Annotated in this window: 20 protein-coding genes; 14 read left to right on the top strand and 6 right to left on the bottom strand. The window is 69.4% G+C overall.

Features of this window, described 5'->3' with window-relative positions; all coding sequences use genetic code 11:
• The first annotated feature begins 2 nt into the window (after positions 1–2).
• The 8 genes from lepB to nagZ all read left to right on the top strand — a co-directional run bounded on the left by lepB (position 3) and on the right by nagZ (position 6189).
• Positions 3–971: a signal peptidase I gene (gene lepB, locus EOINJALH_RS15680; RefSeq protein WP_088281724.1), complete on the top strand. Its 969-nt coding sequence runs from the start codon at positions 3–5 to the stop codon at positions 969–971.
• A gap of 23 nt (positions 972–994) precedes the next feature.
• Complete coding sequence (locus EOINJALH_RS15675; RefSeq protein ID WP_088281664.1) at positions 995–1363, top strand: DUF4845 domain-containing protein; 369 nt, start codon at positions 995–997, stop codon at positions 1361–1363.
• Positions 1360–2109: a ribonuclease III gene (gene rnc / locus EOINJALH_RS15670; RefSeq protein ID WP_088281662.1), complete on the top strand. Its 750-nt coding sequence runs from the start codon at positions 1360–1362 to the stop codon at positions 2107–2109. The genes EOINJALH_RS15675 and rnc overlap by 4 nt, the downstream gene beginning before the upstream one ends.
• A gap of 88 nt (positions 2110–2197) precedes the next feature.
• A complete protein-coding gene (gene era / locus EOINJALH_RS15665; protein WP_310732311.1) occupies positions 2198–3148 on the top strand; it encodes a GTPase Era in 951 nt (316 codons plus the stop codon).
• Positions 3148–3930, top strand: coding sequence for a DNA repair protein RecO (recO, locus tag EOINJALH_RS15660; protein WP_088281659.1), 783 nt, complete (start codon positions 3148–3150; stop codon positions 3928–3930). The genes era and recO overlap by 1 nt, the downstream gene beginning before the upstream one ends.
• Complete coding sequence (locus EOINJALH_RS15655) at positions 3927–4742, top strand: pyridoxine 5'-phosphate synthase (protein ID WP_088281657.1); 816 nt, start codon at positions 3927–3929, stop codon at positions 4740–4742. Before recO ends, EOINJALH_RS15655 begins: the two co-directional genes overlap by 4 nt.
• Positions 4739–5134: a holo-ACP synthase gene (acpS, locus tag EOINJALH_RS15650; RefSeq protein WP_088281655.1), complete on the top strand. Its 396-nt coding sequence runs from the start codon at positions 4739–4741 to the stop codon at positions 5132–5134. Before EOINJALH_RS15655 ends, acpS begins: the two co-directional genes overlap by 4 nt.
• A complete protein-coding gene (gene nagZ, locus EOINJALH_RS15645; protein WP_088281653.1) occupies positions 5131–6189 on the top strand; it encodes a beta-N-acetylhexosaminidase in 1059 nt (352 codons plus the stop codon). Before acpS ends, nagZ begins: the two co-directional genes overlap by 4 nt.
• Positions 6190–6287: 98 nt before the next feature.
• Here nagZ and EOINJALH_RS15640 read toward each other — a convergent pair whose 3' ends face one another.
• Positions 6288–9263: an Rne/Rng family ribonuclease gene (locus EOINJALH_RS15640; RefSeq protein WP_088281651.1), complete on the bottom strand. Its 2976-nt coding sequence runs from the start codon at positions 9261–9263 to the stop codon at positions 6288–6290.
• Positions 9264–9878: 615 nt separating this feature from the next.
• Here EOINJALH_RS15640 and EOINJALH_RS15635 point away from each other — a divergent pair.
• The 5 genes from EOINJALH_RS15635 to prsT all read left to right on the top strand — a co-directional run bounded on the left by EOINJALH_RS15635 (position 9879) and on the right by prsT (position 15801).
• Complete coding sequence (locus tag EOINJALH_RS15635) at positions 9879–10826, top strand: RluA family pseudouridine synthase (protein ID WP_088281649.1); 948 nt, start codon at positions 9879–9881, stop codon at positions 10824–10826.
• Between the two features lie 4 nt (positions 10827–10830).
• Positions 10831–11493 carry an HAD-IA family hydrolase gene (locus EOINJALH_RS15630; protein ID WP_088281647.1) on the top strand — a complete coding sequence of 221 codons (663 nt, stop codon included), beginning with the start codon at positions 10831–10833 and terminating at the stop codon, positions 11491–11493.
• The gene (locus EOINJALH_RS15625) at positions 11468–11884 is read left to right on the top strand and encodes a Rieske 2Fe-2S domain-containing protein (protein ID WP_088281645.1); all 417 of its coding nucleotides are present in this window, start codon (positions 11468–11470) and stop codon (positions 11882–11884) included. Before EOINJALH_RS15630 ends, EOINJALH_RS15625 begins: the two co-directional genes overlap by 26 nt.
• Positions 11881–12900 (top strand): S49 family peptidase, encoded by a 1020-nt coding sequence (locus tag EOINJALH_RS15620; protein WP_088281643.1) that lies wholly within the window; start codon positions 11881–11883, stop codon positions 12898–12900. Before EOINJALH_RS15625 ends, EOINJALH_RS15620 begins: the two co-directional genes overlap by 4 nt.
• A 123-nt stretch (positions 12901–13023) precedes the next feature.
• Entirely contained in the window at positions 13024–15801 is a 2778-nt protein-coding gene (gene prsT / locus EOINJALH_RS15615) for an XrtA/PEP-CTERM system TPR-repeat protein PrsT (protein WP_088281641.1), read from the top strand.
• 60 nt (positions 15802–15861) lie between these two features.
• Here the strand turns inward: prsT and EOINJALH_RS15610 are convergent, their stop codons facing one another.
• Positions 15862–16956 carry an ABC transporter ATP-binding protein gene (locus EOINJALH_RS15610; protein WP_088281639.1) on the bottom strand — a complete coding sequence of 365 codons (1095 nt, stop codon included), beginning with the start codon at positions 16954–16956 and terminating at the stop codon, positions 15862–15864.
• A gap of 82 nt (positions 16957–17038) precedes the next feature.
• Here EOINJALH_RS15610 and EOINJALH_RS15605 point away from each other — a divergent pair, with 82 nt between their 5' ends.
• Positions 17039–18712, top strand: coding sequence for an iron ABC transporter permease (locus EOINJALH_RS15605; protein ID WP_234413865.1), 1674 nt, complete (start codon positions 17039–17041; stop codon positions 18710–18712).
• Positions 18713–18799: 87 nt separating this feature from the next.
• On the opposite strand, the gene EOINJALH_RS15600 is transcribed toward EOINJALH_RS15605, so the two are convergent.
• From EOINJALH_RS15600 to EOINJALH_RS15585, 4 genes are all read right to left on the bottom strand, one after another.
• A complete protein-coding gene (locus EOINJALH_RS15600; protein WP_088281637.1) occupies positions 18800–19837 on the bottom strand; it encodes an extracellular solute-binding protein in 1038 nt (345 codons plus the stop codon).
• A gap of 135 nt (positions 19838–19972) precedes the next feature.
• Complete coding sequence (locus tag EOINJALH_RS15595) at positions 19973–20941, bottom strand: magnesium and cobalt transport protein CorA (protein WP_088281635.1); 969 nt, start codon at positions 20939–20941, stop codon at positions 19973–19975.
• Positions 20942–21226: 285 nt separating this feature from the next.
• Positions 21227–21850 (bottom strand): urease accessory protein UreE, encoded by a 624-nt coding sequence (ureE, locus tag EOINJALH_RS15590; RefSeq protein ID WP_088281633.1) that lies wholly within the window; start codon positions 21848–21850, stop codon positions 21227–21229.
• 98 nt (positions 21851–21948) lie between these two features.
• Positions 21949–23091, bottom strand: coding sequence for an SPOR domain-containing protein (locus tag EOINJALH_RS15585; protein WP_088281631.1), 1143 nt, complete (start codon positions 23089–23091; stop codon positions 21949–21951).
• Positions 23092–23213: the final 122 nt, after the last annotated feature.

The following is a 23213-nucleotide window of genomic DNA, read 5'->3' as shown; positions in this document are numbered from 1 at the left end:
TGATGAGCGCACTGACCGCCGTGCTCGGCGGCGTCTTGATCGTCTACGGCGCGGGTTGGTACCTGGGCTACTGGATCGGCAACTTCTCGCTGCTGCTCTTCGTGCTGACGGTCGTCACCATGGCGTATTGGCTGGCGGAGCGGTTTCGCTTTGCACCGGCCCGCCAAGCCGCCGCCGATGCGTTGGCAGCGCAGGATGCGCAACGCCGCTCAGAACTTTCCCGATTGGGCATCGACAAGGTCGATGGCGACATCGAGGCTGCGCGTCGGCAATTGCTGGCTCAGCCCTGGTGGCTGGATTGGACGGCCGGGCTGTTCCCGGTGATCCTGGTGGTGTTCGTGTTGCGCTCGTTCCTGTTCGAGCCGTTCAAGATCCCATCGGGTTCGATGGTGCCCACGCTTCTGGTGGGCGACCTGATCCTGGTAAGCAAGTTCCACTACGGCATCCGCCTGCCGGTGCTCAACATCAAGGTCGTTCCCAACAACGACCCCAAGCCGGGCGACGTCATCGTCTTTCGTTACCCGGTCGACACCCGCATCGACTACATCAAGCGTGTCGTCGGCGTGCCCGGTGACGAGGTGGCGTACCTCAACCAGCAACTGTCGATCAACGGCAAACCCGTTCCAACGCGGTCACTGGGTGAGTTCTACGACGAAGACAGCATGCGCTATGCGCCGCATTTCGCCGAGCGCTTCGGTCAGGTCGATCACCACATCCTCGTCAACCCGAAGGCCCAGGCGTACTACGGCCCTGAGCCGAAGTCGTTCCCGATGAGCGAAGCCTGTCGCTACAGCGCAGAGGGCGTTGTCTGCAAGGTGCCGGCCGGCCATTACTTCGTGATGGGCGACAACCGCGACAATTCGCAGGATTCGCGCTTCTGGGGTTTCGTGCCAGACCAGAACATCGTCGGCCGTGCGTTCTTCGTCTGGATGAACTTCGGCAACCTCAAGCGCATCGGTTCCTTCGACTGACCCGGCGTGGCAAGATCACGACCATGAATCAGCACTTCGGCTCACGACGGCACCAGCGGGGCGTCACTCTGATCGGCCTGTTGTTCTGGGCCGTTCTGGTCGGCTTTGCCGGGTATGTGGTGATCCGAACGGTGCCCACGCTGCTGGAGTACCGAGCCATTCAGGCCACCATCGACCGCATTGCCGCGGCGCCTCCGGCTACGGTGGCGGGCATCCGCCAGGCCTTCGAGCGACAGAAGGACATCGAGTACTCGATCGAGACCATCACCGGCAATGATCTCGACATCACCAAGGAAAACGACCGCGTCGTCATCAGCTTTGCCTACCACAAGGAGGTCGAGTTGATCGCACCGGTGTTCCTCCTGATCAAGTACGAGGGCCGATCGAAGTGACCACGGCGGCCGAGCGCGGCCGTGCGACCGCGGCGGCAGGATCGTCGGTCTCGGCACTCGATGGTTTGCAGGCACGCCTGGGGTACACCTTCGGCAACACGCGCCTGCTCGAACGAGCGATCACCCACCGCAGCTTCGGTGCCGACCACAACGAACGGCTCGAATTCCTGGGCGATGCGGTGCTCAACCTCGCCGTGTCGAGCCTGCTGTTCGAACGCTTCTCGGGCTCTGACGAGGGCGATCTCACCCGCGTGCGGGCCCACCTCGTGCGCGAGGACAGCCTGCACCGGGCTGCGGTCGTGCTGGGTCTGCCGGCGGTGGTGCGCCTGTCCGAGGGAGAGGCCCGTGGCGGCGGTGCGCAGCGGCCGTCGATCCTGGCCGACGCGGTGGAGGCCGTCATCGGCGCCACCTACCTCGACGGCGGCTTCGATCCTGCCGTGCGTCTGGTGCGGCAACTGTTCGGTGAACTGATTTCCGGCAGCGAGGCCGACAGCTGGCGCAAGGACGCCAAGACCGAACTGCAGGAATGGCTGCAGGCACGCCGCCTGCCGGTGCCGGCCTACCGCATCGTCGCCACGCGCGGCCAGGCGCATGCGCAGACCTTCGAGGTCGAATGCGCGTCGCCGCCGCTGGGACTGGCCGAGCTCGGCGAGGGCCGATCGCGCCGCGCCGCCGAGCAGGAAGCGGCCCGCCGCCTGCTGATGCGGGTGTCCGCGACCGAGCCCGGCGACGCCGGAAAATCATGACCTGCCTGCCGCACATCCCGCCGTTGCACCGGCTCCACGGGGCGCGATCGGCGGACCAACGCCGTGCGCCGACACCATGACCTCCGACATGCCTGACCTGCCCGATCCGGCGGCCGATTCCGCCGAGCCCGACAACCCGGTCGATGGCGCCGACGCCGTGCCCACCCGTTGCGGCCTGATTGCCGTGGTCGGCCGTCCCAACGTCGGCAAGTCGACGCTGGTGAACGCGCTCGTCGGCCAGAAGATCAGCATCACCTCGCGCAAGGCCCAGACCACGCGCCACCGCATCCACGGCGTGCGCACGATCGACCAGTCGCAGTTCGTCTTCGTCGACACGCCCGGCTTCCAGACCCGCCACGGCACGGCGCTCAACCGCAACCTCAATCGCACGGTGCATGGCGTACTGGCGGACATCGACGTGGTGCTCTTCGTCGTCGAGGCCGGTCGATTCGGGCTCGACGATGCCAAGGTGCTGTCGCTGCTGCCCGCGGACAAACCGGCCATCCTGATCGCCAACAAGCTCGATGCGGTGCAGCGGCGCAACGACATGCTGCCCTGGCTCAAGTCGATGCAGGAGCGCCACGCCTTCGCCGAGTTCGTGCCGATGTCGGCGCACAAGGCCGACGACGTTCAGCGGCTCTTGGGCATCGTGGCGCCCTACCTGCCCGAGCAGCCCTGGATGTACGACGCGGACGCGCTCACCGACCGCAGCGACCGCTTCCTTGCCGCCGAACTGATCCGCGAGAAGCTGTTCCGCCTGACCGGCGACGAGCTGCCCTACAGCGCCACGGTGGTGATCGACAAGTTCGAGGAAGAAGGCAACCTGCGCCGCATCGCGGCCACCATCGTCGTCGAGCGCGATGCCCACAAGGGCATGGTCATCGGCGATGGCGGCGAACGGCTCAAGCGCATCGGCAGCGAGGCGCGGGTCGAACTGGAGCGGCTGATGGACGCCAAGGTGTTCCTGGAACTGTGGGTCAAGGTGCGCTCGGGCTGGGCCGACAGCGAAGAGCACCTGCGCTCCTACGGCTACGAGTGATGGTGCGTGCGGGGCCGCAGGCGGCCTTCGTGCTGCACCAGTGGGCCTGGAGCGAGACCAGCCTCGTGCTCGATCTCTTCACGCGGGAGCAGGGCCGCGTGGCGGTGGTGGCCAAGGGGGCCAAGCGGCCGTACTCGCAACTGCGCAGCGTGCTGCTGCCGTTCCAGCGCATCCAGGTGACCCTGGGCCGGCCTCGCGCCGACGATTCGGGTGACGTCGTCACCCTGCGGTCGGCCGAGTTCGCCGGCGGCGCCACCCTGCTGCCGCCGGCGCGGCTGTTCGCCGGCTTCTACCTCAACGAACTGCTGATGAAGCTGCTGGCCCGGCAGGACCCGCACCCCGGCCTGTTCGACGCCTATGCCGATGCGCTGGCCGAACTGGCGGCGGGCGATCCTGCCGGCGACGAGGCGGTGCTGAGGGCCTTCGAGCTGTGGCTGCTGCGCGAGACCGGCGTGCTGCCCGAACTCGATCGCGTGACCACCACGCAGGAGCCGATGCACGCCGACGGGCTCTACGCCCTGCGCGCCGAAGCCGGGCTGGTGGCGCTGGCCACGGGTGAGCCAGGGCTGGCCGCCACCGATTGCCTGGCCCTTCAGGCTGCGCTGGACGACCACGACCCACCGGCCCTGCGTGCCGCCTGCGCGGCCGCGCTGCCCGCGCTGCGGGCCCAGGTGCGGCCGCTGCTTCACTATCATCTGGGTTCGCCGCAATTGCGCACCCGACAGGCCATGATCGAGGTGCGGCGCCTGCTCGATGGCCACCCCGAGAATGTGCCCCGATGAACCCGCTCGTCGCCCCCGAAAGCCACGACCGCCACAGCCGCACCGCGCTGTCGGTCAATGTCAACAAGATCGCGCTGCTGCGCAACACGCGCCACCTTGGTATTCCCGACGTGGTGAAGCTGTCGCGACAGGCGCTGGAGGCCGGCGCGCAGGGCATCACCGTGCACCCGCGGCCCGACGAGCGCCACATCCGTGCACACGATGTACGCGACCTCGCGGCGCTGGTGGCCGAGTGGCCCGGCGCCGAGTACAACATCGAAGGCAACCCGTTCCACAACCTGATGGATTTCGTGCGCGAATTGCGCCCGCACCAGTGCACCTTCGTGCCCGACAGCAGCGACCAGTTCACCTCCGACCATGGCTGGTCCTTTCCCGACGATCTCGAGCGACTGAAGCCGGTGGTGGCCGAGGCCAATCGGCTGGGCGTGCGCGTGAGCCTGTTCATGGATCCGCTGCCCGAGGCCATGGCGCAGGCGCGATCCACCGGTGCCGACCGTGTCGAGCTCTACACCGAAGCCTTCGCCAGCGCCTGGGGCACCGAGCGGCAGGCGCAGGTGCTGGCGCGCTACACCGCGGCGGCGGAGGCGGCCATCGCCGCCGGCCTGCAGGTCAATGCCGGCCATGACCTCAACCGCGACAACCTCACTGGCTTCCTGCGCGCCGTGCCGGGCGTGCTCGAGGTGTCGATCGGCCATGCGCTTGTCGCCGACGCGCTGGAACTGGGCCTGACCGAGACGGTGCGCGACTACCAGCGCTGCATCCAGCGCGCGTACTCGGCGCCGCCTTCGCGCGGCAGTGGGCCGAGCCGATGATCTACGGCATCGGCACCGACCTGTGCGACATCCGCCGCATCCGCGACACGCTGTCGCGGCGCGGCGAGCGCTTTGCCGAGAAGGTGCTCGGTCCGGGAGAACTGGCCGTCTTCCGCGCCCGCCGTGCCCGATCGGAGGCGCGCGGCGTGTCCTACCTGGCCACGCGCTTCTCGGCCAAGGAGGCCTTCTCCAAGGCCATCGGGCTGGGCATGCGCTGGCCTATGACCTGGCGTGCCTGCGAGATCCTCAATGCCCCCGGCGGCAAGCCGCAGGTGGTGTTGCACGGCGAACTGGCCGAATGGTTCGCCGGCCGCAACCTGCGCGCCAACGTGAGCGTCAGCGACGAAACCGACCAGGCCGTCACATTCGTGGTGGTGGAGACAACGACATGACCCAGCAGACCGTCGACCACTCACCGGTGGTGCTCGACATCGCCGGCATCGAACTCGATGCCGACGACCGGCGCCGCCTGGCCCACCCGCTCACCGGTGGCCTGATCCTGTTCGCGCGCAACTGGCGCGACCGCTCGCAGCTCACCGCGCTGACCGCCGAGATCAAGTCGATCCGACCCGACATGCTGGTGTGCGTCGACCACGAGGGCGGCCGCGTGCAGCGGTTCCGCTCGGACGGCTTCACCGAGTTGCCGCCGATGCGCGCGCTGGGCGAACTCTGGATGAAGGACGCGATGGCCGCCACCGACGCGGCCACCGCCACCGGCTTCGTGCTGGGCGCCGAGTTGCGCGCCTGCGGCGTGGACCTGAGCTTCACGCCCGTGCTCGACCTCGACCACGGCGGCAGCAGCGTCATCGGCGACCGGGCCTTCCACCGCGATGCGCGCGTCGTGACGGTGCTGGCCAAGAGCCTGATGCACGGCCTGCTGCTGGCCGGCATGGCCAACTGCGGCAAGCACTTCCCGGGGCATGGCCACGTCAAGGCCGACAGCCACGTGGCGGTGCCGGTGGACAAGCGCTCGCTGAAGGCCATCCTCGCCGACGACGCCAGGCCCTACGAGTGGCTGTCCACCTGCCTGTCCAGCGTGATGCCGGCGCACGTGGTCTACCCGAAGGTGGACGCGATGCCGGCCGGCTTCTCGGCGCGCTGGCTGCGCCACATCCTGCGTGGCGACCTGGGCTTCCAGGGCGCCGTGTTCAGCGACGACCTCAGCATGGAGGGGGCCAAGGTGGCCGGCAGCACGTTGGACGGCGCCATCGCCGCACTGCAGGCCGGCTGCGACATGGTGCTGCTGTGCAATCAGTCGCTCGATGGCGGTGCGGCGGTCGATGCCCTGCTCGACGGCCTGCTGGCCGCGCGGCAGGCCAGCACCTGGCAGCCCGACCCCGACAGCGAGGCCCGGCGGCTCGACCTGCTGCCCACCGTGCCGCCGATGCCCTGGGACGAACTGATGCACCAACCGGCCTACCAGCACGCGCTGGAACGCCTGCCCTGATCCGTCCAGGTCGAGCGGCACCCACGCGGGCTGCAGCGCCTTGTCCAGGCGTCGCGACGGTGCGGTTCAACGGCTGTTGAACCGCACGGCGTCGGAGCTCAGCGCGCGGCTGGGCCGCCGGCCTCGAACGGCAGCTTGAGCTGGGAGAGATCCTTGCGGGTTTCGACCAGCACGAGCGGGCCTTCGTCGACTTGCGCGACCGGCTTGCGCGCGCGCGGCACGTGCACCGGCTTCGGCTCGTTGGCCATGGCCTCCTGCACCAGTCGGATGCGCTCGGCGTCCGAGTTGACCCACTCCAGCCCCGAGACCTGGGCCACGCGCTGCAGTTCGTCCAGCGGCAGGCTGTACGGCGTCACGCGCGGCATTCCGCGGGGCGCGGCGTCCGTCACCGGGGCGGCGACCGAGCGCGGCTCGGGCCGTGAGGGGGGCGGCGCAGGGACGGCGAGCGCGGCTGCGATCGGCGCCTCGGCGGCTTCTGGCGTGGGGACGGTCTCGCCTTCGGGCGGCGTCATGGTGTCGTCGACAGCGGCCACCGCCTCGTCGGCAGGGCGCTCGCGACGGTTGCGGCCACGGCCGCGGCGGCGGGTGCCGTCACGGTCGTCCGATGTCGCCGCATCGGTGCCATCGGCTGCATCGCCAGACGGCCGTTCGGAGTCCGTGGCTGGTGCGACCACGTCGGCCGGTGCCACATCGGCCGATGCCACCGCGTCGACGTCGCGGGGGCTCTCGTCGCCCCCCTGGGCCTCGGGTGCGCCGTCTTCACGCCCACCACGCCCGCCGCGACGGCGGCGCCGACGGCGTTGTTCGTCGCGCTCGCCGTCGTTGCCATCGCTCGGCGGAGTGTCGGCTGCCGGTGAACCTTCGACGGGTGACAGCAGGGCGTTCTGCGGCTCCAGGGCCGCTGCGTCGCGGTCAGCGCCACGTGCGGGCCGACGCGGGGCGTCGGCTGCGGCGTCCGCCGCAATCGCGCTGCGAGGCGTTGCGTCGCCTTCTGCCGGGCGCTCGTTGCGGCGCCCGTCACGTCGGCTGTCGCCGCCACGACCACGGCCCTCGCCACGGCCCTCGCCACGGCCTTCGCCGCGGCCACCGTCGCCGCGCGACTCGCCACGGCCGTCAGCGCGGCCTTCGCCACGGCCTTCGGCAGGCTTGCCGTCCCGGTCTCGACCTCGGCCGCCGCGATCGTTGCGGCCTCCGCGGTCGCCGCGGCGGGCATCACCGCGGCCTTCGCGCTTCTCGCCAGCCGCCTCTGCCGGAGCGGCCGGTGGCGTGGCCACGGGCGCAGCGGTGGGGGCAGCGGGCGGCGGTGTGGTGACGCCGAAGAGCTTGCGCACCCAGCCGAAGAACCCCGAGCCGGCCGCGGGTGGCGGTGCTTCGGTGACCCAACTGGGCGTGGGCGGCACGGCGGGCGTGGCGGCCGCTGCGGCGACCGGCGCGGCCGCGACCGGCTCGGGTTTCGGCACACTCACCGGTGCGGGCTGGTCGGGCAGCACGCCCTTGATGACCGGCTCCTGCTTGGGCTTGGCCTTCTCGCGGCGGCTGATCGCCACCTCGTCGTCCGGCTCCTCGATCATCGTGTAGCTGGCCTGCAGGTTCTCCAGCCGCGGATCGTCGTGGCGCAGGCGTTCGAGCTTGTAGTTCGGGGTTTCGAGGTGCTTGTTGGGCACCAGCAGCACGGTGCAGCGCTGCTTGAGTTCGATCTTGGTGATCTCGGTGCGCTTTTCGTTGAGCAGGAAGCTCGTCACTTCCACCGGCACCTGCACATGCACCGCGGCCGTGTTGTCCTTCAGCGTCTCCTCCTGGATGATGCGCAGGATCTGCAGCGCGCTCGACTCGGTGTCGCGGATGTGGCCCGTGCCGTTGCAGCGCGGGCAGGTGATGTGGTTGCCTTCGCTCAGGGCCGGGCGCAGGCGCTGGCGGCTCAGTTCGAGCAGGCCGAACTTGCTGATCGAGCTGAACTGCACGCGGGCGCGGTCCTGGCGCATCGCGTCGCGCAGGCGCTGCTCGACCTCGCGGCGGTTCTTGCTCTCCTCCATGTCGATGAAGTCGACGACGATCAGGCCGCCCAGGTCGCGCAGGCGCATCTGGCGCGCGATCTCGTCGGCGGCTTCCAGGTTGGTGCGGGTGGCGGTTTCCTCGATGTCGCCGCCACGGGTGGCGCGGGCGGAGTTCACGTCCACCGACACCAGCGCCTCGGTGTGGTCGATGACGATGGCGCCACCGGCCGGCAGATTGACCGTGCGGGAGAACGCCGTCTCGATTTGGTGCTCGATCTGGAAGCGGCTGAACAGCGCCGCGTCGTCGCGGTAGCGCTTCACACGCGAGGCCGATTCCGGCATCACGTGGTTCATGAACTGCTGGGCCTGCTCGTAGATGTCGTCGGTGTCGATCAGGATCTCGCCGATGTCCGACGTGAAGTAGTCGCGGATCGCGCGGATGACCAGCGAGCTTTCCTGGTAGATCAGGAAGGCGCCCTTGCCGGCCTTGCTGGCCGAGTCGATCGCCGACCACAGCTTGAGCATGTAGTTCAGGTCCCACTGCAACTCGGGCGCAGTGCGACCGATGCCGGCGGTGCGGGCGATCAGGCTCATGCCCTTGGGGTACTCGAGCTGATCGAGGTTTTCCTTCAGCTCTTCGCGGTCTTCACCCTCGATGCGGCGCGACACGCCGCCGCCGCGCGGGTTGTTGGGCATCAGCACCAGGTAACGGCCGGCCAGGCTGACGAAAGTGGTCAGCGCCGCCCCCTTGTTGCCGCGTTCTTCCTTCTCGACCTGGATCAGGAGTTCCTGGCCTTCGCGGATGGCTTCCTTGATGCTGGCGTTCTTGGCCTCGACGCCTTCACGGAAGTACTGCTTCGAAATCTCCTTGAACGGCAGGAAACCGTGGCGTTCTTCGCCGTAGTCGACGAAACAGGCCTCGAGAGACGGCTCGACGCGGGTGACGACGGCCTTGTAGATGTTGCCCTTGCGCTGCTCGCGCCCTTCGATCTCGGTCTCGAAGTCGAGCAGCTTCTGGCCGTCGACGATGGCCAGGCGCCGCTCTTCCGGCTGCGTGGCATTGATCAGCATGCGTTTCATGTGCACTCCCAGTCACGCAGCCCCGCAGGTGCGGGGCTGCCCCAACAGGTCGCCGGCTCAGGTGAGCAGGCGACTCAACCGATGCACGAGAAACGAGGGACGGCCGGAGAAGGAATTGCCCTGGGCTGCAGTGATCGAACAACGATCATGGGTGCAGCGGGGCCGCGTGCGACGAGGCAGTTCGGGTCGGCGCTGCTGCGCACCCCTGTCCGGCGCACGACAGGCGCAACTCGCCATCACGGGCGAGCGTTCGGAGGCAGGGGTGGGACAGCATGCGGACCGGGCGGTGTGCTTCGACGCGGGGGGCAGCACGGCCTGTGGACCGGTCTGCCTCCCATGAGCTGGTTTCTTTCCCGAAGTGGGACGGCTGTGTCAACGTGTCTCTTCCGCCTGGCCTGCGGGCCGCTGCATCGCTTCGGGGACTGCAACCTGCTGCGCCGGAATCAGGCGTTGCATCAACGCTTTGGTGCGCCAACAAGGGCGCGCCGCCACAATAGAGCCCGGCACGCCCGGGTAAACTCTGAAAAATCAAGCACTTAGGGCTCAATTGTGGTCCGGCGCATTATAAGCAGCATTCCAACGCACGCCGCGCCGCAAGATGCCGCCCCGCCCGAGGTGCGTCGGCTGGTCGTCGACGAGGCCGGTGAAGGCCAGCGGCTCGACAACTTCCTCATGCGCCTGCTCAAGGGGGTGCCCAAGACCCACGTCTACCGCGTCATCCGTTCCGGCGAGGTGCGGGTGAACAAGGGCAGGGCGTCTGCGGACACCCGGCTGGCCCTGGGCGACGAGGTCCGCGTGCCGCCGGTGCGCGTGGCCGAGCGGCCCGCCGGGGCGGTGTCGGCGCCGGCGCGGGAGTTCCCGGTGCTGTTCGAGGACGAGCACCTGCTGGCCATCGACAAGCCTGCGGGTGTCGCAGTGCACGGCGGCAGCGGCGTGGCCTTCGGCGTGATCGAGCAACTGCGCCAGGCCCGGCCGCAGGCGCGCTTCCTCGAACTCGTGCACCGGCTCGACAAGGAAACCTCCGGCATCCTGCTGCTGGCGAAGAAGCGCAGTGCGCTGACCGGGCTGCAGGCACAGTTCAGAGAGCGCGAGACCGATAAGACCTATGCCGCGCTGGTGCCCGGCACCTGGCCGGCGCGGCTGAAGGTGGTCGACGTGGCGCTGCACAAGACGCTGGACGCCGCCGGCGAGCGCCATGTGCGCGCCGTGCCGAACGACCATGCTGACGGCCGCCGCTCGATCAGCCTGGTGAAGGTGGTGCAGGCCTTCGCCGACTACAGCCTGCTCGATGTGACCATCAAGACCGGGCGCACCCACCAGATTCGTGTGCACCTGGCCAACGCTGGGCACCCGGTCGTCGGCGACCCGAAGTACGGTGATTTCGCCCTCAACCGCCAGCTTTCGCGCGGCGAAGGCCTGGCCGGTGTGCGCTTCGAGCGCATGTTCCTGCACGCCCGCCGGCTGGCCTTCGACCATCCCGCCACCGGGGCCCGCATCGACCTGCAGTCGCCCCTGCCGGCCGAATGCGCGACACTCCTGGCCCGCCTCGGCACCCCGCACTGACACCATGTCCGCACCCCGCCGCTTCGACCTGATCGTCTTCGACTGGGACGGGACGCTGTTCGACTCCACCGCGCTGATCGTGCGCTGCATCCAGGCCGCCTGCGTCGACCTCGGCGTGGCAGTGCCCAGCGACAGCCAGGCGGCCTATGTCATCGGCCTGGGCCTGCACGATGCGCTGCAGCACGCGGTGCCCGGCCTGCCCGAGTCGCGCTACCCGGAACTGGGCCTGCGCTACCGCCATCACTACTTCGCGCGGCAGCACGAACTGGTGCTCTTCCCGGGCACGCTGGAGATGCTGCATGCGCTGAAGGCCCGCAACCACTGGTTGGGCGTGGCCACCGGCAAGAGCCGGCGTGGCCTGGACGAGGCGCTCGACACGGTGCAGTTGCGGGGCCTGTTCGACGCCACCCGCACCGCCGACGAGACCGCCAGCAAGCCCGCGCCGCTGATGTTGCAGCAACTGATGCGCGAGTTCGGCGTGGACCCGGCCCGCACGCTGATGATCGGCGACACCACGCACGACCTGCAGTTGGCCGTCAATGCCGGCGCGGCCCGCATCGGCGTGAGCTTCGGCGCCCATGAGCCCGAGGCTTTCGAAGCCTTCGATCCATTGGTCGTGGCCCACAGTACCGCGCAACTGCATGAGTGGCTCGTCGCCAACGCCTGAGCCGCAGGCCTTGTGCGCTGCCGAGGCGCTGGCCGAGCGCGGCCTGGCCCACGTCTTCGACGTGCTGCTCTGGGGTCGGCCGGCGCGGGCCTTCGCGATGCGCTTCGATGGCCGCGTGGTGGCCTATGTCAACCGTTGTTCGCATGTGCCTGTCGAGATGGACTGGCAGCCGGGCCAGTTCCTGGACCTGGACAAGCGCTGGATCGTCTGCTCGATCCATGGTGCCACCTACGAGCCCGCCGATGGCCGCTGCGTGGGTGGTCCGTGCGGCCGGTCGAAGCTGATGGCCATTCGGGCCGCCGAGTCGGGGGGGCAGGTGTATTGGTATCCTTCCCCCGACATCCGCCCCGTCGCCTTCGACGAGCCGCCGCACCCTGAAGGCCAGTCATGACACCGCCCGACGACACCCCGAACCCCCACGCCGCGACACCCGAGTCGGCGCCGATGCCAGAGCGACGGGTCGACGCACTCCCGTCAGCGTCCCGGCCTGCCGTCGAGCAGACCCTCGAACGACTGGCGCACGAGTTGCTGCAGGACCGCCGCAGCGATCGCCGCTGGCGCGTCTTCTTTCGCCTGGCCTGGCTGGGTCTTGTCGCCATGATCGTGTGGGTGCTGTTTTCCCAGCGGGGGCATACGTCGGCACCCCAGGGCCCGCACACGGCCCTGGTGGAGGTCAAGGGCGAGATCGCCGCCGACACCGAGGCCAGCGCGGAGCAACTGATCGCCGGGCTGAAGAATGCCTTCGAGGACGTCGGTGCCAAGGGCGTGGTGATCCGCATCAACAGCCCTGGCGGCAGCCCGGTGCAGGCGGGAATCGTCAACGACGAGATCCGCCGCCTCAAGGCGCTGCACAAGAAGAAGGTGTATGCGGTCGTCGACGAGATGTGCGCGTCGGCAGCCTATTACATCGCGGTGTCGGCCGACGAGATCTACGTCGACAAGGCCAGTCTGGTCGGGTCGATCGGCGTGCTGATGGACGGATTCGGCTTTGCCGGCACCATGGACAAGCTCGGCGTCGAGCGGCGCCTGCTGACGGCCGGCGAGAACAAGGGCATGCTCGATCCGTTCTCGCCGCAGAACGAGCGCCACAAGGCCTATGCCCAGGCCATGATCGACCAGATCCACCGCCAGTTCATCCAGGTCGTCAAGGCCGGACGAGGCGACCGCCTGAAGGAAACCCGCGAGACGTTCTCCGGGCTGTTCTGGAACGGCGAGGAAGCCGTGCGCCTGGGCCTGGCCGATCACCTCGGCACGCTCGACACGGTGGCCCGCGATGTCATCCAGGCCGAGGAGGTGATCGACTACACCCCCAAGGAGAATGTCGCCGAGAAGCTCGCGCGGCGCTTCGGCGCGTCGGTGGGTGAGGGCATGATGAAGGCGGCCGGGTCCGTCGTGCGATTGCGCTGAGTCAAGCTGCCCGCCACGCTTCGTGGCCGAATGCTCGACAGCCGCGAGTCCGGGGGCGCTGGCACGCTGGGCTGATGGTCATACTTCAAGGTTTGGCAGATTTCAGCCTTCAGGGGTGGTTCGATGAACGAGATGCGCATCGGGTGGAGTGGCTTGGTGTTGGCCCTGGGGCTGCTGCTGTCGGCCTGTGGCGGCAAGAGCGAGGCCGATCTCCTGGCCGCGGCGAAAACCTTCATCGACAAGCGCGACTACAAGTCGGCCACGATCGAGTTGAAGTCGATGCTGCAGAAGACGCCCGGTTCGGGCGAAGGTCGCTTCCTGCTGGGCAAGGCGTTGCTCGAGTCCGGCGATGTGGCGGGTGCCGAGGCCGAGTTCGGGCGTGCGCTCGAGAACAAATACTCCGAAGAGGCCGTCGCGCCCTTGCTGGCCAAGGCCTTGTACGGGCAACGCCAGTACCGCAAGCTGGTGGATCGGTACGCCAGCTTCGAGGTGGCCGACTACCAGGGGGCGGTCGACCTGAAGTTGGCCCTGGGCATGAGCTATGCCGCCCTGGGCCAGAAAGACCTGGCGCGGCAGGCGGTGGACCGGGCCATCAGCCTGAAGCCCGATTTGCCCGAGGTCCACATCGCCGACGCCCGCCTCAAGACGATGGATGGCAACATCGACGGCGCGCTGGCGACGCTGGACGCGATGCTGGCCAAGTCACCCGGAGCGGCCCTCGGCTGGCAATTCAAGGGCGACCTGCTGGCCCAGGGCAAGGGCGACACGAATGCTGCCACGGTGGCCTATCGCAAGGCCCTCGAGGCGCGCAGTGACCTGCCCGAAGCCCATGCAGCGCTGATCTCGCTGGCTTTCGCGCGGCGCGACATCGACGGAGCCAGCGCGCAGCTCGAGGCCCTGAAGAAGTTCCTGCCCAACCATCCGCAGACGCGGTTCTTCGAGGCCCAGATTGCCTTCGGCAAGAACGAGTTCGCCAAGGCGCGCGAGCTTCTGCAGCCCTTGCAACGTGCGCTGCCCGATCACCCGGGCGTGCTGCACCTGGCGGGCGCCACCGAGTTCAAGCTCAATGCCTTCACCCAGGCCGAGACCTTGCTCACGAAGGCGGTGAGCTTGTCACCCGACTTTGCCGGCGCGCGCCGGATGCTGGCCCAGGTGTACCTGCGGCAGCGCCAGCCTGCCAAGGTGCTGTCCACGCTCAAGCCGATGCTCGACAAGGGCACGGCCGATTCAGAGTCGCTGTCGCTGATGGCGCAGGCCGCCGCGATGCAGGGTGACACCAAGGTCGCCGACGAGTATTTCGCCAAGGCTGCCAAGCTCAAGCCGGACGACAAGCGCATCCAGGCTGCGCAGGCGTTGGGCCAGATGTCGCGAGGCAACTCCGAGGCTGCTGCCGTGCAGTTGGAGTCCTTGGCCGCCGACGACAAGGGAACGTCCGTCGACCTGGCATTGATCACGGCCCACCTGCGTCGGAACGAATTCGACAAGGCGTTGAAGGCGATCGACGCGCTCGAGAAGAAGCAACCCACCAGTCCGGTACCGCCGAACCTGCGTGGCTTCGTCGAACTGCGCAAGAAAGACACCGTGGCCGCCCGCAAGAGTTTCGAGCTGGCGCTGTCGCGCGATCCGAAGTTCCTGGCCTCTGCTTCCGCACTGGCGGCGCTCGACCTGGCCGACAAGCGGCCGGACGACGCCAAGGGTCGATTCGAGGCCGTGCTCAAGGCCGATCCGAAGAACGCGTCGGCCATGCTCGGGCTGGCCGAACTGTTGCAACGCAGTGGCGGAACGCCCGAGCAGGTCGCCAAGCGCATCGGCGAGGCGATCACGGCCGACCCGACCAACCTGACCGCGCGGCTGGCGCTCATCGACCACCATGCCCGGGCCCGAGACTACAAGTCGGCCCTGGCCGCTGCGCAGGCCGCGCTGGGGGCCCTGCCCGACCACGCCGACATCGTCGAACGACAGGCACGTGTGCAGATGGCAGCCGGTGAGACGCAGCAGGCCCTGACCAGCTTGAATCGGCTGACCCAGTTGCGTCCCGAGATCGCAGCGTCCTTCATCGCCCTGGCAGAAGGCCAATTGGTCGCCAATGACCTGGACGGCGCCTCGCGCAGTGCGCGACGTGCACTCGAACTGGCGCCCTCGTCACTGGCCACCCAGCGACTGGCCATCTCCGTGGCCATGAAGCAGAAACGGCCGAAGGACGCGCTGGCGCTGGCCCGCGACATCCAGACGCGCCAGCCGAACGATCCCATCGGCTTCCTGGCCGAGGGCGAGATCGAACTCGACCAGAAGAACTTCGACGGTGCCGTGGCGGCGTTTCGCAAGGCCACCACCAAGGCAGCGCCCGCGCAGGCGCCGACGCGTCTCCACCATGCCCTGGTGCAGGCCAAACGCGAGGCCGAGGCCGCGAAGTTCGCCGAGACCTGGCTGGCCGGACACCCGAAGGACAGCCTGTTCCAGTTCTATCTCGGCGATGTGGCGCTGAATCAGGGCGACAAGGCCCTGGCCGAGCGGCGCTACAGCGAGGTGCTCAAGGTGCAGCCCGAACACGCGCTGGCGCTGAACAACGTGGCCTGGCTGATGGTCCAGCAGAAGCGCCCCGGCGCGGTGGCACTGGCCGAACGTGCCGTCAAGGCGGCGCCGAACCAGGCCCCGCTGCTGGACACGCTGGCCCTGGCGCTGGCGGCGGAGTCGCAGCTGCCCAAGGCGATCGAGGTGCAGAAGAAGGTGGTGGAACTGGCGCCGGATTCGCCGAGTTTCCGACTCAACCTGGCCAAGATGCAGTTGCAGTCGGGCGACAAGTCGGGCGCCAAGGTCGAGCTGGAAAAGCTCGTCAAGCTCGGTGCCAAGTACCCTGCCCAGGCCGAGGTGGCCGACCTGCTCAAGGCGGCTGGCGGTTGATCGGTCGCGGCGCCCCGCGCCGCGTTCGGCGACCGGCCTGCCGCGGCAGCGTGAGGGCGGTCAGCCGCAATCGAGCGCCGGGCCACCTTCGCGCTTGTAGGCCACCACGTGGTCGAGCTGCAGACGGATGCCGATGCGCTCGCCGATCGCGTGGTTGTGGTGCGAGGGCACCAGCGACAGCACGGTGGCGCCGCTGGCCAGGCGCAGCGTGTAAAGGAACTCGGCGCCGCGGAAGGCCTTGGCGATCACTTCGGCGGTGACCGGGCTTTCATCGTCGTGCACGATGTCGTCCGGCCGCAGCAGCACGTCGACCTGGCAGCCGTGCGGGCAGAGATCGCCGTGTTCGGTGCAGCGCACCGGGTCCGGGCTGACCACGATGCCCAGTTCCATGCGCACCCGGCCGTCACCCGCCACCACGCCGGGCAGGAAGGCGCCCTGGCCGACGAAATCGGCGACGAAACGGTTGGCCGGCTGGTGGTACAGCGTGTAGGCGCTGCTCCACTGCTGAATGCGGCCGTCGCTCATGATGCCGATCTCATCGGCGATGGCAAACGCCTCGTGCTGGTCGTGCGTCACCATCAGGGCCGTCGTGCCGGCGGCCTTGAGCAGGGTGCGAAGCTCACCGCCGAGCCGCTCGCGCAGTTCGACGTCCAGGTTGGCGAAGGGCTCGTCGAGCAGCAGCAGGGCCGGCTCCGGCGCCAACGCGCGGGCCAGCGCCACGCGCTGCTGCTGCCCGCCCGACAGTTCGTGCGGAAAGCGCTGCCCGGCGTGGGCCAGCCCCACCGTCTCGAGCATCTCCTGCACCCGCGCATCGGCGCCGGGGCGGCCCTTGAGCCCGAAGCCGACGTTGGCCGCCACGCTGAGGTGGGGGAACAGCGCATGGTCCTGGAACACCATGCCGATGCGGCGCTGCTCGGGGGCCACCTGCACCCCCGGTGCGCTGACCACGCGGCCGTCCAGGGTGATGGTGCCGCCGAGCACCGGCTCGAAACCGGCAATGGCGCGCAGCACGGTGGTCTTGCCGCAGCCCGAGGGCCCCAGCAGGCAGCCGATGCCGCCTGCGGGCAGCGTGATCGACAGGGCCTGCACCACCGACTTGCGGCCATAGGCCACGCGGATGTCGTCGAGCACCAGCCAGGGTCGTGCCAAGGTCATGTGGGGATGATACGGGGCGCCCGGCCCTGCCGCCGCACGGCCTCGCGGCGCGCCACGCCGTGTCGGCCGATACACTGCCACGGTGTCCACCTTGCCGCTCGCCCGCAGCGCCGCACCGCGTCCGCTGCCCTGGTTGCTGATCTGTGCCTTGCTCACCGCTGCCGGGGTGGCGGCGCCCCTGCTGTCGGTGGGTCTCAACGTGTTCGCAGGGGGCACCTCGGGCACCTGGGCGCACATGGCGTCCACCGTGCTGCCCGACTACGTGGCGACCACGCTGTGGCTGTGCCTCGGCGTCGGGTTCGGCGTCGGGTCGCTGGGCGTGGGGGCGGCGTGGCTGGTGACCCGCTGCGAGTTTCCGCTGCGACGGCACTTCGAATGGGCCTTGGTGCTGCCGCTGGCCATGCCGGCCTACGTGGCGGCCTACACCTACACCGACCTGCTGCAGTACATCGGCCCGGTGCAGTCGGCGCTGCGACAGGCCTTCGGCTGGGGCCGCGCCGACTACTGGTTCCCCGACGTGCGCAGCACCGGCGGCGCCGTGCTGATGTTCACGCTGGTGCTCTACCCCTACGTCTACATGCTGGCGCGCACGGCCTTCCTCGAGCGGGCCGGCGGCCTGGTCGAGGTGGCGCGCTCGATGGGCCTGACGCCCTGGCAGGGTTTCGTGCGCATCTCGCTGCCGCTGGCACGTCCGGCCATTGCCGGCGGCATGGCGCTGGCGCTGATGGAGACCCTGGCGGACTACGGCACCGTCTCGTACTTTGCGGTGCAGACCTTCACCACCGGCATCTACCGCGCCTGGTTCTCGCTGGGGGACCGCGCGGCGGCGGCGCAGCTGGCCCTGTCGCTGCTGGCCTTCGTGGTGGCGGTGCTGGTGCTCGAGCGGGTGTCGCGCGGCAAGGCCCGCTTCCACGAGACCACGCTGCGCCGCACCGGCACGCCGCGGCAGACGCTGGCCGGCGGCCGGGCCGCACTGGCCGTGGTCGGCTGCCTGCTGCCCTTGGCGGCCGGCTTCCTGCTGCCGGCAGGCCTGCTGCTGCGCATGGCGCTGACCGATGGCGACGCGCAGTTCGGCCCGCGCTTCTTCACGCTGGCCGGCAACAGCGTGCTCGTGGCCGGCAGCACGGCGCTGCTGGCCGTCGCGCTCGCGCTGCTGATCGGTTATGCCGCCCGGGTGCACCGCGGCGCGGCCATGCGCTGGGCGCACCGGGTGGTGGGCCTGGGCTATGCGCTGCCGGGTTCGGTCATCGCGGTGGGGGTGCTGATTCCTGTGACCCGGCTCGACCACCTGCTGGCCGCGGCGCTGCGCGACACCTTGCACGTGGAGGCCGGGCTGCTGTTCACCGGCACGATCGCGGCGCTGGTGTACGCGTGCCTGGTGCGTTACCTGACCGCCGCCGTGCAGGCGGTCGACGCCGGCCTGTCGCGCATCACGCCGCAGATGGACCAGGCCGCGCGCAGCCTGGGCCACACGCCGGCGCAGACGATGATGAAGGTGCATTTGCCGCTGCTGCGCGGCAGCATGCTCACGGCAGCGCTGCTGGTGTTCATCGACGTGATGAAGGAGTTGCCGGCCACGCTGGTGATGCGCCCCTTCAACTTCGACACGCTGGCCACGCAGGCCTACGTGCTGGCGTCGGACGAGCGCCTGGCCGAAGCCAGCACTGCGGCGCTGGCGATCGTGGCGGTGGGCCTGCTGCCGATGATGGTGCTGTGCCGCCAGATCGCGCGGGGCGAGCGCATCAGCGCCACCTGACGCTGCATCCGCTCACGCAACCGGCACCGGGCCGCGGTCGGGCAGGTCCGGCGGACCGGGGCAGGGCGCCCGCGGTCCGCGCCCGCGTCACTTCCAGCCGGCGCGGTCGAACACCTTCTGGGCCTGCACCGTGGTCTTCGACAACTGGCCGATCGGAAGGCTGTCGGCCTTGAACGGGCCCATGGCGGTGAGCGCGGGGTTGGACGCGTTCACGGTCTTGACCACCGGCCATTCGTTGTTCCCGTCGGCGAAGTAGGCCTGCGCCGAATCGCTGGCCAGGTACTCGAGGAACTTGACGGCGGCGTCGGCATGCGGCGCGTGCTTGAGCACCCCCGCACCCGAGATGTTGATGTGCGTGCCCCAGGTGGCCTGGTTCGGCCAGACGATGCCCACCGCGGCCATGGCCTGCTGGTCCTCGGCCTTGGTGCTGCGCATCATGCGAGCCAGGTAGTAGGTGTTGGACACGGTGACGCCACATTCGCCCGCGGCCACGGCCTTGATCTGGTCGGTGTCGCCGCCCTTGGGCGAGCGGGCGAAGTTGGCCACCAGGCCGCGGGCCCAGGCCTCGGTGCGGGCCTCGCCCTCATGGGCGATCAGTGCCGCGCCCAGCGACAGGTTGTACGGGTGCGAGCCGGAGCGCACGCAAATCTGCCCCTTCAGCGCCGGCGCGGCCAGGTCGGCATAAGTCTGCACCTGTGCGGGCTTGATGGCCGCCTTGTTGTAGACGATGACGCGGGCGCGCGTCGAGAACGAGTACCAGGTGTCGGTGCGCAACTGTGCGGGGATGCGCTCGTCGAGCAGTTTGGACTTCACTGGCTGGAACAGGCCCAGCGAATCGGCCACCTCCAGGCGGGCCGCGTCCACCGTGATCAGCACGTCGGCCGGGCTGGCCGCACCCTCGTTGCGGATGCGCTCGACGAGTTCGTCTTCCTTGCCGTCGAGCCGGTTGATGCGGATGCCGGTGGCCTTGGTGAAGTTGGCGTACAGCGCGTCGTCGGTCTGGTAGTGGCGGGCGGAGTAGAGGTTGAGCACCTTCTCCTGGGCCTGCGCCGGCAGGGCGGACAGCAGGAGCGCCGCCACTGCAGACAGCAGCGCGCAGGTGCCGGGGGGGGAACGATGGTTCATGGCAGTGAGTGGTCGGGTGATGGCAATGAGCTCATAATAACAAGAATCATTCTCAAATGAGAATGACTCACTGAATTGCTCAACCGGCCATGGCCCCTGGACGCGGCTGCCGGCGCATGGGATGTCGCTTCGGCGCTACAACCACCCCGCCCGCCGGAAGCGCCACCACACCGTGCCGCAGGTGGCGGCGATCACGCCCAGCGCGGCCGGGTAGCCCCAGGGCCACTTCAGTTCGGGCATGTGCTCGAAGTTCATGCCCCACACGCCGACGAAGAAGGTGGCCACCGCGAAGATGCCCGCCCAGGCGGCCAGGCGCTTGGTGACCTCGGACTCCTCGATCGTCACCATCGACAGGTTGACCTGGATCGCCGTGCCGATGGTGTCGCGGATCGTGTCGATCGAGATCTGCAGGCGCGCCAGGTGGTCGGTGACGTCGCGGAAGTAGTCGGCGCTGGCGGCACACACCGTCGGAACACGGCCGCCATGCAGGCGTCCGCTGGCGTCGAGCAATGGCGACACGGCATGGCGCAGCACGGTGACCTTGTGCTTGAGTTCGTACAGGCGCTCGATGTTGGCGCGGCCGACGCCACGGTCGAAGATCTGGTCCTCGATGACTTCGAGCTCGGTCTCGAGCGCGTCGACCACCGGAAAGTAACGGTCGACCACCGCGTCCATCAGCGCGTAGAGCACGAAGCCCGAACCCTGCCGCAGCAGGTGCGGTTCGCGCTCGCACCGCTGGCGCACGCCGAGGAAGCCCTGGGAGCTGCGATTGCGCACCGACAGCACGAAGTTCGATCCGGCAAAGATGTGCACCTCGCCGCGTCGCAGTTCGTCGGTGGGCGTGAACTCCACCAGGTGCAGCACCGCGAACAGCGTGTCGCCGTACTCCTCGATCTTGGGCCGCTGGTGGCCGTGGTGGGCGTCCTCGACCGCCAGGTCGTGCAGGTCGAATTCCTGCTGCATCAGCGCGAGTTCGTCTTCGTCGGCGTCGCGCAAGGCCACCCAGACGAAGCAGTCGGGCTGGGCCAGGTGGTCGCTGATCTCGGAGACGGCGATGTCGGCGAGCTTGTGCCCTTCACGGTAGACAACGCAGTTGATCAGCATGCTGGGGGGTCGGCAGGGACGCAGGCCGTCATCTTGGAATGGCGCTGCAAGGGGGAGGACAGCACATGCCAGGTCTGCGCGGCGGGGCGCAAGGTGCGCGCCCCACGGAGGGGCTCGATGCGGCGTGAGCGAAACGTCGATCGAATCCGGTGTGAGTAGCTGCCTGCCATGGAACGCGCCGCACCATCATGGCGCAATCCGCAGGCGCCGTGGGGTTCACCCTGTGGCGGACAAGTGTCGCGTTGTGACGTGCTGACGCGGGGTTGTGCCTGGCCGCCGGCGAAATCAGTGCCCGTGAGACCCTGGCCCATGGTCGTGCTGGCAGCCCGGGCCGTGGACGTGCGGCTGGGCCGTGGCCGGCGCCGCTGCCGGTGCTGGGTCGTGACTGTGACCGTGGTCGTGACCATGACCCTGTCCGTGGTCATGGCTGTGGCTGTGGCCGTGGCCGTGGGCCATCGGGGCGTAAGCGCCGCTCTCGGGGTCGAACGCCTCGTTGGACTCGGTCACGATCAGGTGCTGCTGGCGCAGCATGTCGGCCAGCACGTGGTCGGGCTCGAGCTTGAGGTGATCGGGTTCGAGTTGCAGCGGCACGTGACGGTTGCCCAGGTGGTAGGCCGCGCGCAACAGGTCGAAGGGCGTGCCGTGCTGCGCGCAATGGCGCACCACCAGCACCGGCTGGGGCGCGGCCTTCACGACGATGAGCGAGCCGTCCTCGGCCACCAGCACGTCGCCACCGCGCACCGCCGTGCCGCGCGGCAGGAACACGCCGAGCGTGCGCCCTTGCGAGTCGAGGGCGTCGAAGCGGCTCTTCTGCCGCACGTCCCAGCCCAGTTCGACCTGGGCCGCACGCTGCAACAGAACGCGGGCCAGGCCGCGACCGGAGGGGATGAGCTTGTTGATGGTCAGCATGCGCCGATTGTCGCGCGCGGGCGCGGCGTGTCGAGCGAATGTGCTTCGGCCCTGTTGGTCGACCTCCACCGGGACGGCTTCGGCCGCTCCCTGGGCAATCAGAAGTCGACGACCTCGAGCTCCACACGCCGCTGGGCCAGCGCCGCCTGGGCGTTGTCGGCCTGGCGGCGGTTGGCGAAGGGCCACCAGCTGACGCGCCAGCCCTGGGCCGAATCGAGCAGCGAGGTCTCGACAGCGGACGGATGGCGGATCTTGGACGTCTCGGTGCGCAGGCGGCGCAGCAGCGCCTCGGCCTCAGCCCGGCTGCGCATCGGCGGGCTGACGAGTGCGAAGTGCTGGCCGGTGGGCGGCGCCGCCGTGTCGCCGAGCCTGGGCCGCAGGTTGGGCACGATCGACACCCGGGGCGCGATCGCGGCGGCGGGAGGTGGCGTGCCCGCGGGTGCGGCCACGCGTGGCGCCGCAGGCGCGTCGGGCGGCGGGGTCGCGGGGGCCTCGGCCTGCGGCGCTTCGACCGTGGGCGCCGAAGCCGCGTGGGTGGGCGGCGCCACCTCGGGGGCGGTCGACGATTCGGATGCACTGGCCGCAGCGCCAGGCGCCGAGGCTGGCTCGGACGCCCTGGCCGCGGGCGGCGAGGCGTCGGCAGCACTGGCTGTTGCCGCGGCAGGCGCCGAGGCGGCCACGGGTGCCGAGGCCGCGCCCGAGGCCGAGCGATGCACCGCAGGCGCCGACCCGCTGGCGGCCCACCACGCGACCCCGGCGGCGACCGCCAGCGCCAGTGGCGCTGCGATGGCCATCCCGATGCGCGGCCGGCTCCACACCCGCGGGCCGATCACCGCAAAGGCGGGTCCCTTGCCAATGAGCAGGCGCACGCGCGTCGCGCCGTCCATCAGCGCGGCGGTGATCAGGGTGATGTCCGCGCGGTCGACCGGCCCGGCGGCCACGGCCTCGTCGACCAAGGCCCGGTCCAGGTCGGCGATGCGCACCGACCAGTCGTCGCCGGCGGGGCGCTCGGTGTGGCCCTCGCGCGCCGCGAAGGCGAGCAGGCGCTTCAGGCCGATCTCGGGGATCAGGTCCTCGCTGAACAGGCGCCGCGGGCCGGCGTGCGGCAGCACCACCAGGCCGATGCTGTGCACATCGGCCGCGGTGATGCGGCGCGCGAGCGGATGCCTGTTGTGCCAAGCCACCACGCGGGCAGCCAGGTCGGGCCGCGGCGGGGAGGCAGGGGCGTCGTCGGTGCTCATGGCGGTGATTCACTGTACGCAGCGTTGGGCGGGGGGCATGCCGCGATGTGCGGGGGCAAACCTGCCACTTCGCTGAGATCGCCACCGCGCCACCCCGCCACCGCGTCACTGCGTCACTGCGC

This window comes from Ideonella sp. A 288, from assembly GCF_002198735.1.
Taxonomy (GTDB): Bacteria; Pseudomonadota; Gammaproteobacteria; order Burkholderiales; family Burkholderiaceae_C; genus Pseudaquabacterium.
Note: the sequence above shows the minus strand (reverse complement) of the source record. Positions and strands in the feature narration are given on the sequence as shown.

What these genes read in the sequence shown, in the direction of transcription:
- acpS (WP_088281655.1), top strand. Translation starts at nt 4,739, where the DNA reads ATGATCTACGGCATCGGCACCGACCTGTGCGACATCCGCCGCATCCGC.
- EOINJALH_RS15585 (WP_088281631.1), bottom strand. Translation starts at nt 23,091, where the DNA reads ATGAGCACCGACGACGCCCCTGCCTCCCCGCCGCGGCCCGACCTGGCT.
- EOINJALH_RS15630 (WP_088281647.1), top strand. Translation starts at nt 10,831, where the DNA reads ATGTCCGCACCCCGCCGCTTCGACCTGATCGTCTTCGACTGGGACGGG.
- EOINJALH_RS15600 (WP_088281637.1), bottom strand. Translation starts at nt 19,837, where the DNA reads ATGAACCATCGTTCCCCCCCCGGCACCTGCGCGCTGCTGTCTGCAGTG.
- EOINJALH_RS15675 (WP_088281664.1), top strand. Translation starts at nt 995, where the DNA reads ATGAATCAGCACTTCGGCTCACGACGGCACCAGCGGGGCGTCACTCTG.
- era (WP_310732311.1), top strand. Translation starts at nt 2,198, where the DNA reads ATGCCTGACCTGCCCGATCCGGCGGCCGATTCCGCCGAGCCCGACAAC.
- recO (WP_088281659.1), top strand. Translation starts at nt 3,148, where the DNA reads ATGGTGCGTGCGGGGCCGCAGGCGGCCTTCGTGCTGCACCAGTGGGCC.
- EOINJALH_RS15655 (WP_088281657.1), top strand. Translation starts at nt 3,927, where the DNA reads ATGAACCCGCTCGTCGCCCCCGAAAGCCACGACCGCCACAGCCGCACC.
- EOINJALH_RS15640 (WP_088281651.1), bottom strand. Translation starts at nt 9,263, where the DNA reads ATGAAACGCATGCTGATCAATGCCACGCAGCCGGAAGAGCGGCGCCTG.
- EOINJALH_RS15595 (WP_088281635.1), bottom strand. Translation starts at nt 20,941, where the DNA reads ATGCTGATCAACTGCGTTGTCTACCGTGAAGGGCACAAGCTCGCCGAC.
- ureE (WP_088281633.1), bottom strand. Translation starts at nt 21,850, where the DNA reads ATGCTGACCATCAACAAGCTCATCCCCTCCGGTCGCGGCCTGGCCCGC.
- EOINJALH_RS15610 (WP_088281639.1), bottom strand. Translation starts at nt 16,956, where the DNA reads ATGACCTTGGCACGACCCTGGCTGGTGCTCGACGACATCCGCGTGGCC.
- lepB (WP_088281724.1), top strand. Translation starts at nt 3, where the DNA reads ATGAGCGCACTGACCGCCGTGCTCGGCGGCGTCTTGATCGTCTACGGC.
- nagZ (WP_088281653.1), top strand. Translation starts at nt 5,131, where the DNA reads ATGACCCAGCAGACCGTCGACCACTCACCGGTGGTGCTCGACATCGCC.
- EOINJALH_RS15625 (WP_088281645.1), top strand. Translation starts at nt 11,468, where the DNA reads ATGAGTGGCTCGTCGCCAACGCCTGAGCCGCAGGCCTTGTGCGCTGCC.
- EOINJALH_RS15620 (WP_088281643.1), top strand. Translation starts at nt 11,881, where the DNA reads ATGACACCGCCCGACGACACCCCGAACCCCCACGCCGCGACACCCGAG.
- prsT (WP_088281641.1), top strand. Translation starts at nt 13,024, where the DNA reads ATGAACGAGATGCGCATCGGGTGGAGTGGCTTGGTGTTGGCCCTGGGG.